This is a genomic window from Flavihumibacter sp. CACIAM 22H1 (genome assembly GCF_001601815.1).
Lineage (GTDB): Bacteria > Bacteroidota > Bacteroidia > Chitinophagales > Chitinophagaceae > Flavihumibacter.
Genome location: NZ_LUKG01000116.1, coordinates 1 through 9605, shown reverse-complemented (window position 1 = coordinate 9605; position 9605 = coordinate 1). Strand labels below are relative to the sequence as shown.

Genomic DNA, 9605 nt, shown 5'->3' with positions numbered 1-9605 from the left:
CTGTATGTTTGCATTATCAAAGTTCTTAGAACATACTGTGGGATGATGAAATTTTCGGCAGACATGCCCCCTTGTCTCGGGGGTGGGGAATCCAGGATAAAGGAGTGCAAACTCACTAACTGCCCCGTGGAGGTTCGACTCCTCCTCCTACAGCCAGTTTAATTGGATGGGGCTTATTCCATTCGAATTATTCTTGCTCTTTATACTGTGGGGTGATGAAATCTTTGGCAGACATGCCCTCTCGTCTCGGGGGTGGGGAATCCAGGATAAACGTAGCATAGAGCCGACTGGTATTGCTGTTCAGTGCAAACTGGACCGTAATAAAGCCGACCAGGGTTGACCACTAAGCATTGTACTACGGCTAACTGCCCCGTGGAGGTTCGACTCCTCCCCCTACAGCATTTATTATTTATCCGGCTTACCAAACCGGGTTTTGTACCGCGCATCGGTTTCGATTGCATGCCATTGGTACACACCAGTTTTTCTCATGTGTGTGTTTACAGCTGTTAGGTAGCCCCTCCGTTCACTGAGGGGCTTTTTTATTGACTATCTCCTGCCCATTGCTATTCCCTGGCATAGTTTTTTTTCTCTGCGGGCAAAACAACAACGCATGAAAAAGATATTCCGCACTACCCTTGCAGCACTTGCTATTAGCTGCACCACATTTGCACAGGACAATTTATCGCTCGGCGGAACCGCTGGTTTCGGTCATACCTGGTTGTCTAACTCCACCAATGCCCGCTATCAACCCGCAGGTAACCTGGGCCTAAGCCTCATATACAGCACGGAATCAAACTGGGGATTTGGCGCCGACCTTAAATGGTCAATAGAAGGGGGAAAAACTTCCACAACAAATTTTGACAATGTTACCCGGCTCGATTACCTGCGTATTCCATTGAAAGCAATGTATTTCTTCGGACAAAGAGGCAATGCCTTCCGGCCTAAACTTACACTCGGACCTTCTGTTGGCTTTCTCATCGGAGGAAACAATAAAGCAACCACTTACACAGGTAACACCAAAACAACCATTGAAACCAAAGCAGCTGATTTTGCAAAATCCATTGATATAGGACTGGCTGCCAGCGCAGGGTTTAATTACCGCCTTGTAGACAGAACCTGGTTAAATGTTGACCTCAATTATTACCATGGCCTGCTTGATGTAATGGAAAACCCTTCTATCGAACAACGTAATCGCAACATCGGAATCAATGTAGGTGTAACCTTTGGTATCGGTAAAGTTCTTTAATCGTTTATTCATCACCGTTAATTATGTGAGCATGAAGTACAGCATAGAAAATAAACTAAGTAAAACAGCCTGGGCAGCGCTTTCCGTTCTGATGATCAGTGCCGGAGCTGCAGGATGTAAATCAATGAATAAAACCCAAAAAGGGGTAGTAATAGGATCCGCAGGCGGAGCCGTGTTAGGTGCAGGAGTTGGTAAAGCGGCAGGAAATACCGCTGTTGGGGCAATTATCGGCGCCGCTGTAGGCGGTGTAACAGGTGGTATTATCGGAAGAAAAATGGACAAACAGGCCGAGGAAATTGACAACATTCCCGGTGCTGAAGTGAAACGTGTAGGGGAAGGAATAAATGTAACCTTTGACTCTGGCGTTCTATTCGGCTTTGATCAATCCAATCTTACTACGCCTGCTGCGGAACGGATTTCTGAACTCGCCGGTATATTAAAAAAATACCCCGATACTTATATACGCATCGAAGGACATACCGACGACCAGGGCGCGCATGCCTACAACGAACGTTTATCAAAAAGAAGGGCTCAATCGGTAGCAGATTTCCTGAAACAGCAGAACATTACAGGAAACAGGATCCGGACCGCCTGGTACGGGGAAGACCAGCCTAAATTCGATAACAGTTCGGAGGAAAACAGGGCAAAAAACAGGCGCGTGGAATTTGCCATCTATGCTAATGAAAAGATGGTAGAGGCAGCAAAAAAAGAAGCCGGTAATTAATAACCTGCACCATGAAAACAACCCAAAACGATGCTGTGCTGGCCGCTTTGCAAAACTGCAAATTAGGCGTACTAAAAGAGGCAACCGCCAACTCTTCCGATCAGATCCTTCGCGCCATTATTCAACAACATACGCTGCAGGGCACGCAAACCCTGCAGGGTTGGGTGGAGGACGATCTCTTTATATACAAAAATGAGCAGAGACCCCTTGAGGTCTTTGCTCATTTTCTTCATCCCAGTTCCGGATTACTGATCCTTATAAACGGCTATTCCACCATCCTTCAGCGCACTAATTCGAAAGGAGCCGCCATCAATATTGATATTCATACCCTCAATTTTCTGCAACGCTGATCATTTTTCCCATATCTCCTTCACTTCGGCTGCTATAGGATGAGCGGCCGTATATTTTTGCCCGAGGAACTTTGCCAGCGTTTGCGCCACCTGTTGCTGGTACAATTGCATCGGTACCTGCACTTCTCCTTTGGCAGGAATACCAGGCGCCAGTACTGCCAGCCAGATCTCATCTGCCCCGGTTATATTACTGCCATGGTGTTTCCATTCTTCTTTTACTTTATCACCCCTTCCATGATCCGTGGTAATAATAATTGCAGTTTTGTTCTTATACTGTGGGTCCGATTGAACGTACTGCCAGATATCACTGATCCATTGGTCTAACTGATGTGCTGCATTCAGGTAGTTCTTATACATGCCCGCATGTGCCCATTCATCCGTTTCTCCATAGGAAATTTGCAGTATTCTGGGCTTCCTTACTTTGAGGTTTTCCAACGCAGAATAATGGGTAAATACATCCAAACATTCGTGTTTATCCCATGGCTTAAATACATCTTTCTGTAACTGATTAATTAACCGTTCGTTCGCTGTTGGATTTTTCCCTCCCACCGGATCAAAGGCGCTTATAACAGGAATGCCTGAACGCTGTTCATTTACAATACGGTCAAACGCATCCCAGGCACCGAAAACGGCAATTTTATTTTTATACGCTGGTTGTTGGTGTAAAAATTCAAGTACGGTTACATGTGGATTGGGTGGAAACTCGTTGGAGTTAATTTTCTCATCACCAAAGCCGGTTAGGATTTCGCTGTAGCCTGGGTAAGAAAACCAATGAGGATTGGCATTGTTTACGTTGTTTCCAACTAACCGGTTGCCATACAACTGGCCCGTTTTCGCAATTGTTGACCAGAAAAAAGGAAGAAGTTTTGCCCTTCTAACGGCGGCATCTTCCGCCCAGTAGTGCTGAAATATAGCGGCACTATCTCCCTGATTAAATGCCCGGTCTGCCGCCAGAACAGGATCCATTCCCTGGAAAACTTCCTGCCATCGCAAACCATCCGTGGTAATAAGAATTACATTTTCGATCTTCGTCTGCGCTGATAACCGGCCAAGCGATACCGTTAAAAGCAATAGAAATGCAACTGCTTTTTTCATATCCATGTATTGGTTTAGTGTGTCCAAATGTACCAATTGCTTTAGTATAAGCTTTCTACTTTCCCGCTCTATTCACTTCATTTCACGAAAACTTCATCAGGGCCTGTTTTCAGGTTTTCCCCCCTTTCCTCCATTATCTTTGCCGCCATGGGACAAAAAAAACTTATCCGGTTCGAAGCCATTAAAGGTTTTTCTAATGTGTTTCAATACCCGGAAGGCATGGCAGGAAAATGGAAAGACCATTTCGGGAACCCGAATCCTATTACATTGGAACTGGCCTGTGGAAAAGGTGAATATACCGTAGGTTTAGCTGCACGCTATCCGGGAAAAAACTTTATCGGAGTAGATGTAAAAGGCAACCGCATTTATGTAGGTGCCAAAAAATGCCTGGAAAATGATCAGCAGAATGCGGCCTTCCTACGAACCAAAATCGACCAGATTTCCAGTTATTTTGCCCCGCAGGAAGTAGAAGCAATCTGGATCACCTTCCCAGATCCCCAATTAAGACGGTCGAGGCATACCAAACGCCTTACCCACCCTAAGTTTTTAAGAAAGTACCAGCAACTACTCCAACCCAAAGGGATCATTCACCTAAAAACAGATTCCCCTGTCCTTTTTCAGTTTACCTGCTGGGTTATTGAACTGTATGGGCTGGAACTTGTTAGTAAAATCGAAGACTTGTACGCGGAACCTGTTATTAGCCCTGAATTAGCCATTAAAACGCATTACGAAGGGCTTGATATAGCAAAAAGCAATCGTATCCATTACCTGTCTTTTCGGCTGCCGGAAGCCCCCCTTCCTGATTATGACGAAAAGCTGCATGAATTGGTATTCCACTATGAAAAAGCAACTGATTGAGGGAGAAGATTTCTACTACAATGAATCCGGTTTCGTGGTATTGACCAGTAAATACCATCTCGAAAAAGGGTTTTGCTGTGGAAATGGTTGCCTGCATTGCCCTTTTGATTATATTAATGTTCCGGAGCCGCGTAGATCGCAGCTCCGCTTAACAGGCAAGCAACCATATGGCAAAAGCGCAGAAGAAAAAAACTGACTCGGCTAAAAATACTGCCGGCCGCCTTAAAACAGTAAATCCTTCCGGTAAGGCGGCAGATTCTTTTTTTGAACAAGTGTATGCCATTGTTGAGCAAATTCCTAAAGGAAAAGTAACCAGTTATGGCGCAATAGCCCGTTGTTTAGGAACGGGTTTATCTGCCCGCATGGTAGGATGGGCACTGAATGGATCCTTTCATTCGGCCCGTAAAATACCGGCACAGCGGGTAGTAAACAGGAATGGACAGCTTTCAGGAAAAGCCCACTTTGCAACACCCACAAGGATGCAGGAATTACTGGAAAAAGAAGGGATTAAGGTAAAAAATGATACGGTTCAAAATTTCGAACAGGTTTTCTGGGATCCTTCAGACGCGTTATGAACAACCCGGTCAGATGCCTGCCACATCCTGGTCGCTCAGGCGCAATTGAATCATTACTTTTTGTTTAAAAGGATTCAAGCCTCCAAACAAAACCAGCAAGGTAAAGGCAAGGGCCAGGAAAGCCCAGTTACCGGTTAAAACATAACAAATAGTACTAAAAATTGCCGCTGATTCCATCAGCCACCATTGTAGGAGTGAAGCAGCTCTGTACTGGGCCAGTTTTTCCCTGGGGCTCTGTTCATTGGCCCTGATCTGTTCCAGTTTACGACGGAATAGTTGCAATCCGGCAAATACCGCCGCAAAACAATAAAGCACGGCTACCACCTGTAACATACGGTCGGTGGGCAGGTCCAACACCGGCTTAATAACCGAAAACTGAACCAGCAGAAAAGACAAAAGCATAGCAACCACCAGTACATACAACAAGGTTTTATACAGCTGCTGCAAATCACGAAATAGCGAAGGGGCTGTTGCTTTGCTCATGGGTTAATAGCCTTGTTTTAGGAATAATAAGGGCTGATCATAAAATATACCACCACGCCGCTTACGGCCACATAAAACCAGATGGGCCAGGTTATACGCGCAATTTTTTTATGCGCCGGCCATTCTGCAACCATGGCGCGGTAGGCTGTGTAAAGAATAAAGGGCAAAATAATAGCCGCCAGAAAAATATGCGTAATCAGGATAACCAGGTAAATTGTATGAACCAGGCCCTGCCCCCCATGCGGGGTACTATCCGCCAATAAATGGTGCGCTATATAAGAAACCAAAAACAAGGCAGATAATAATATTGCCAGGAACATGAGCCGTTTATGGGTTTCATATTTACCCTGTTTAACGGCCACCAGGGCAGCCACCAGTAATACGGCCACTGCACTGTTTAAAACGGCATTGATCCTGGCAAAAATATGAACATCAAAACCCAGATCCAGCTCTATCCTTACCCTTGACAAAATAACTACGGCCACAAATACCACCACAGACAGAATACCGATCAGTATCCTTGCCTGTTTATCATTTTTCTGAATTATTGCATTTAACATAGCCTCTTTATTTACGGAACAAATTGCGTTTTTTCTTTTTGTCTTTCTCAATGAATATTTTAACGATATCACCCGCTAAATCAGCCATCGCCATGCTATCCAGTCCATTGTAATAACCGCGCACCACCCGATCACGGTCGAGCAACACAAATTTTTCCGTATGAATAAAATTGGAATCTACTCCCTCGCCATCAATGGCCGATAATTTCACTTCATTCAGGGCAAAATCATAGATGGTTTTTTTATTGCCGGTAAGCATCCACCAAACATCATGATTCACCCCGTAGCGATCGGCATATTTTTTTAATTGCACGGCAGAATCGCGCTGAGGGTCTACGCTGAAAGAAAGAAACTGTACAAAAGTGGTATCGATCTTACGGGTTACGTCCTTTAATTTGAGGGTATTTTGTAACCGCTTCATATTCATAGTAAGTGAGGGACAAATAGACGGGCAGCGGGTAAAGAAGAAATTAGCTACGATTACTTTACCCTGCAGGTCATCCAGGCTTACTTCCTGTCCCAACTGATTGGTTAAATGGAAATTGGCAGCTTTGTGCCATACCGTATCGGTGAATTCCTTTCCGCCCTCCACTTTGGTCAAAACGGTATCTACATAATAGCGGCGGGGCATATCAACTGCATCTGTACTGTAATGATCTACAATAAAGTAGCAGATAACCGGAACCACCACTGCCAAAAAAACCCCTGCTAATGCTGTCTTATTCAAATCAAGGTATATTATACTAAAAACCATCCGCCGCGGCGGATGGTTCAAAATTTTTTGTATTCTTAATTTATCCGGGCTGCTTCACTGCTCAACGCCACTGCAGGCCGCTTAGTGGCTGCTATGTGCATCGTGCTCTTTACTACCCTGTTCTTTTTTCTCTACTTTGATCTCCGATTGTTCTTTATGATAGGGATCGTAGGTGTTCTTGAGGTTCTTATACGAATTACCCTCATACAGGAACGCGATGATAAACCATACAAAAAGCAGCAAGGGTACCACGATGGTCATGATCATGTTCTTCAGTTCATGCTTCAGGTGCATGAAATAAGCCACAATATAAAAGGCTTTCGCCAGCATTAGAATCAGGATAACCCCTTTGATCAGCATAACCATAAAGGCGCCGAGACTATGATGAGACAGGTACATCCAAAAGCCCAGTGCCAGCTCAATCAATGTAATAACCGAAAGGATGACGGTTATTTTGATTACTTCTTTTTTACTCGCCTCCCGGTCATATTCATGATGAAAGGTGATTTCTGTATTATTGTCTTGATGCATGATAGCGTCTTATTAAGTTATACGAGATAGAAAACGGTAAATACAAATACCCAAACCAGGTCTACAAAGTGCCAGTACAGGCCGGCTTTTTCAATCATCAGGTAATGCCCTTTCCGTTCAAATACATTATTCAGGGTCATGATTAACATAATAATATTGATAACCACCCCACTAAATACGTGGAAACCGTGGAAACCCGTAATGGTAAAAAAGAAGTTGGTAAAGTTGGTAGTTGCTTTGGTACCATCTGCATTCAGGAATGGATTACTACCCCACCAGGCGCCTTCATGGTGCAGGTGCGCCCATTCCCAGGCCTGGCAGCTCAGGAAGGCAATACCACCAATAATGGTCAGAACCAGGTTACGAACAACGGATTTTTTATCCATTGCATGACCGGCCTGCACGGCCAATACCATGGTTACAGAACTGATGATCAGGATAAACGTCATCAAACTCACAAACATGAGTGGAAGACCACTTCCTAAACCGGGGAAAGACTGGAATACTTCATTGGGGTCGGGCCAGGAATTTGTGGCGAAACGGATGGTGCCATAAGAGATCAGAAACGCACCAAAGGTGAACGCATCGCTCATCAGGAAATACCACATCATCAGTTTACCATACTCGACGTTGAAGGGGCTTTTACCACCACTCCACCATTTTTGTTCTGCAGGTACTGCTTGTGCCATGTTCAGTGTTTAAGATTGGTTCGCAAATTTAATTGGATATACGGAATTAACTAGTGTAATAACATAAAAAATACCATCAGGTAGATCCATAACAGGTCTACAAAATGCCAGTAGGTGCTCATAACCTCTACAGGTACCGGATTATAATTTCTGGAACGGGTACTGTAGGCCTTAAAAAAAAGTACTAACAGCGCAATTACACCACCCACCACGTGTAATCCATGCAAACCGGCAATAATGTATAAAAACTGCCCGCCCCCGGCGCCATCAAACCGGATACCCGTATTCCAGATCTGCCGGAAACCGATATACTGCAGTACTACAAATAACACCCCCAATAGGGCAGTTAACGTAATCAGCTGCCGGTATTTTACCCGGTTTCTTTCCTTAAACGCCCGCAGTGAGAAATGAATTGCCAAACTACTCAGCAACATAACAGCCGTTGAATACCAGAAAATAACCGGCATTTCAAAACTTGTCCAGCTCGGCTGGCTCCTTTTCACGATATAAGCGCTGGTCAGCCCTGCAAACATCATCGTAATGCTGGCAATAGCAACCCACATCGTGAATTTGTTCGGATGTATCCTCTTTCTCTGCTCCATAGCTTCTACCCTCATACATTAAATTTTAATTTCCCTCCTTCCCCCTTCTCCTTCCTCCTTTTCACCCTTTTCCTTCCTCACACCTTATCCGCCACCAACGCAAAAAAAACAATCATCAGATAAATATAACTCCCAAACATTACCCCCCGCGCGGCTGATTTTTCCATCTTGGTATACAATCGGATACTTAAACCAACCATACCCAGGTTACAAACCAGCAGAATAAGCAAACTCACCCATCCTGTAAGCCCGATAAAATAGGGCGCCAAACCTACCGGGATCAGTAACACCGAATAAACGATCGACTGAATGGCCGAGTATTTGGTTGGGCCTTTTTCGGAGGGCAGCATTTTAAATCCAGCTGCCTCATAATCCTTATGTGCAATCCAGGCAATGGCCCAAAAATGAGGGAATTGCCAGAAAAACTGTATCGCAAACAATGCCCATCCACCCAGGTCCTGCAAGCCGTGTTCCCCGACGAAAATGGTATCATTTCCTGCTGCAAACCCTATCAAACAGGGTAATCCACCGGGAAAAGCGCCCACCAGCACAGAAATGGAATTTACTTTCTTAAGCGGTGTATAAACAAACGCGTAAAGAAAGAGGCTAAATGCAGCCAGACCAGCGGATAATCCATTGAAATAATACCAGAGGAGAAAAACCCCCAGAGCTCCACTAATCAATGCAAAAGCCCAGCCTTCCGTAACCGACATCCTGCCTGCCGCAATTGGCCGGCCCGCTGTGCGCTTCATCAGGGCATCCGTATCTTTTTCCACTACCTGGTTAATGGTATTGGCACTTCCTGTTACCAGCATACCTGCCAGAAACAGGACAGCGATCATTGCCCAGTCATACGCCACAATTTTTGGTGCCAGGAGGTAACTAATTACCGCCGAAAACACCACCATCGTTGTCAAAGAAAACTTTATCAGCAAGAGATAATCACGCAACCGCGTCATTGCCCCATTCTTCTTTTCGGGTTGAACTGTTTCACTCTGCTGCATTCCTCTTTATTAAACAAAATCGTCCATTTTAAAAAAACGCCCTGATTCAACATCAGGGCATTTTATGTCGATTTTAGCTGTATCAATTACCCCCTTTATCAATGCTTACTCTCCGGGCTCTCATTCTCTGATAT

Annotated in this window: 14 protein-coding genes; 6 read left to right on the top strand and 8 right to left on the bottom strand. The window is 44.7% G+C overall.

Going from position 1 to position 9605, the window contains the following annotated elements; all coding sequences use genetic code 11:
- Nucleotides 1–610 precede the first annotated feature (610 nt).
- From A1D16_RS20275 to A1D16_RS20265, 3 genes are read left to right on the top strand one after another with little or no spacing between them, the layout of a single operon-like run.
- Nucleotides 611–1246, top strand: coding sequence for a porin family protein (locus tag A1D16_RS20275; RefSeq protein WP_290713014.1), 636 nt, complete (start codon nt 611–613; stop codon nt 1244–1246).
- A gap of 31 nt (nt 1247–1277) precedes the next feature.
- Nucleotides 1278–1970, top strand: a complete 693-nt coding sequence (locus A1D16_RS20270) for an OmpA family protein (protein ID WP_290713011.1) — start codon at nt 1278–1280, stop codon at nt 1968–1970.
- 11 nt (nt 1971–1981) lie between these two features.
- Nucleotides 1982–2320, top strand: coding sequence for a hypothetical protein (locus A1D16_RS20265; protein WP_290713008.1), 339 nt, complete (start codon nt 1982–1984; stop codon nt 2318–2320).
- On the opposite strand, the gene A1D16_RS20260 is transcribed toward A1D16_RS20265, so the two are convergent.
- Nucleotides 2321–3415, bottom strand: a complete 1095-nt coding sequence (locus A1D16_RS20260) for an alkaline phosphatase family protein (RefSeq protein ID WP_290713005.1) — start codon at nt 3413–3415, stop codon at nt 2321–2323.
- 147 nt (nt 3416–3562) lie between these two features.
- On the opposite strand from A1D16_RS20260, the gene trmB reads away from it, so the two are divergent.
- The 3 genes from trmB to A1D16_RS20245 are packed head-to-tail and all read left to right on the top strand — an operon-like array spanning nt 3563 to nt 4848.
- A complete protein-coding gene (gene trmB / locus A1D16_RS20255; RefSeq protein WP_290713002.1) occupies nt 3563–4273 on the top strand; it encodes a tRNA (guanosine(46)-N7)-methyltransferase TrmB in 711 nt (236 codons plus the stop codon).
- Nucleotides 4254–4469 (top strand): DUF5522 domain-containing protein, encoded by a 216-nt coding sequence (locus A1D16_RS20250; protein WP_290712999.1) that lies wholly within the window; start codon nt 4254–4256, stop codon nt 4467–4469. Before trmB ends, A1D16_RS20250 begins: the two co-directional genes overlap by 20 nt.
- Entirely contained in the window at nt 4441–4848 is a 408-nt protein-coding gene (locus A1D16_RS20245; protein WP_290712996.1) for an MGMT family protein, read from the top strand. Before A1D16_RS20250 ends, A1D16_RS20245 begins: the two co-directional genes overlap by 29 nt.
- 9 nt (nt 4849–4857) lie before the next feature.
- On the opposite strand, the gene A1D16_RS20240 is transcribed toward A1D16_RS20245, so the two are convergent.
- The 7 genes from A1D16_RS20240 to cyoE form a co-directional block, all read right to left on the bottom strand.
- Entirely contained in the window at nt 4858–5331 is a 474-nt protein-coding gene (locus tag A1D16_RS20240; RefSeq protein WP_290712993.1) for a hypothetical protein, read from the bottom strand.
- Between the two features lie 17 nt (nt 5332–5348).
- Nucleotides 5349–5891 (bottom strand): DUF420 domain-containing protein, encoded by a 543-nt coding sequence (locus tag A1D16_RS20235; protein ID WP_290712990.1) that lies wholly within the window; start codon nt 5889–5891, stop codon nt 5349–5351.
- Nucleotides 5892–5898: 7 nt separating this feature from the next.
- Nucleotides 5899–6618 carry an SCO family protein gene (locus A1D16_RS20230; protein WP_290712987.1) on the bottom strand — a complete coding sequence of 240 codons (720 nt, stop codon included), beginning with the start codon at nt 6616–6618 and terminating at the stop codon, nt 5899–5901.
- Nucleotides 6619–6726: 108 nt separating this feature from the next.
- The gene (locus A1D16_RS20225; RefSeq protein WP_290712984.1) at nt 6727–7176 is read right to left on the bottom strand and encodes a cytochrome C oxidase subunit IV family protein; all 450 of its coding nucleotides are present in this window, start codon (nt 7174–7176) and stop codon (nt 6727–6729) included.
- A 17-nt stretch (nt 7177–7193) separates the two neighbouring features.
- A complete protein-coding gene (locus A1D16_RS20220) occupies nt 7194–7865 on the bottom strand; it encodes a cytochrome c oxidase subunit 3 (RefSeq protein WP_290712981.1) in 672 nt (223 codons plus the stop codon).
- A 50-nt stretch (nt 7866–7915) separates the two neighbouring features.
- Nucleotides 7916–8482 (bottom strand): cytochrome c oxidase subunit 3, encoded by a 567-nt coding sequence (locus A1D16_RS20215; protein ID WP_290712978.1) that lies wholly within the window; start codon nt 8480–8482, stop codon nt 7916–7918.
- Between the two features lie 62 nt (nt 8483–8544).
- Entirely contained in the window at nt 8545–9471 is a 927-nt protein-coding gene (cyoE, locus tag A1D16_RS20210; protein ID WP_290712975.1) for a heme o synthase, read from the bottom strand.
- Between the last annotated feature and the right edge of the window lie 134 nt (nt 9472–9605).

What these genes read in the sequence shown, in the direction of transcription:
- A1D16_RS20275 (WP_290713014.1), top strand. Translation starts at nt 611, where the DNA reads ATGAAAAAGATATTCCGCACTACCCTTGCAGCACTTGCTATTAGCTGC.
- A1D16_RS20270 (WP_290713011.1), top strand. Translation starts at nt 1,278, where the DNA reads ATGAAGTACAGCATAGAAAATAAACTAAGTAAAACAGCCTGGGCAGCG.
- A1D16_RS20265 (WP_290713008.1), top strand. Translation starts at nt 1,982, where the DNA reads ATGAAAACAACCCAAAACGATGCTGTGCTGGCCGCTTTGCAAAACTGC.
- A1D16_RS20260 (WP_290713005.1), bottom strand. Translation starts at nt 3,415, where the DNA reads ATGAAAAAAGCAGTTGCATTTCTATTGCTTTTAACGGTATCGCTTGGC.
- trmB (WP_290713002.1), top strand. Translation starts at nt 3,563, where the DNA reads ATGGGACAAAAAAAACTTATCCGGTTCGAAGCCATTAAAGGTTTTTCT.
- A1D16_RS20250 (WP_290712999.1), top strand. Translation starts at nt 4,254, where the DNA reads ATGAAAAAGCAACTGATTGAGGGAGAAGATTTCTACTACAATGAATCC.
- A1D16_RS20245 (WP_290712996.1), top strand. Translation starts at nt 4,441, where the DNA reads ATGGCAAAAGCGCAGAAGAAAAAAACTGACTCGGCTAAAAATACTGCC.
- A1D16_RS20240 (WP_290712993.1), bottom strand. Translation starts at nt 5,331, where the DNA reads ATGAGCAAAGCAACAGCCCCTTCGCTATTTCGTGATTTGCAGCAGCTG.
- A1D16_RS20235 (WP_290712990.1), bottom strand. Translation starts at nt 5,891, where the DNA reads ATGTTAAATGCAATAATTCAGAAAAATGATAAACAGGCAAGGATACTG.
- A1D16_RS20225 (WP_290712984.1), bottom strand. Translation starts at nt 7,176, where the DNA reads ATGCATCAAGACAATAATACAGAAATCACCTTTCATCATGAATATGAC.
- A1D16_RS20220 (WP_290712981.1), bottom strand. Translation starts at nt 7,865, where the DNA reads ATGGCACAAGCAGTACCTGCAGAACAAAAATGGTGGAGTGGTGGTAAA.
- A1D16_RS20215 (WP_290712978.1), bottom strand. Translation starts at nt 8,482, where the DNA reads ATGAGGGTAGAAGCTATGGAGCAGAGAAAGAGGATACATCCGAACAAA.
- cyoE (WP_290712975.1), bottom strand. Translation starts at nt 9,471, where the DNA reads ATGCAGCAGAGTGAAACAGTTCAACCCGAAAAGAAGAATGGGGCAATG.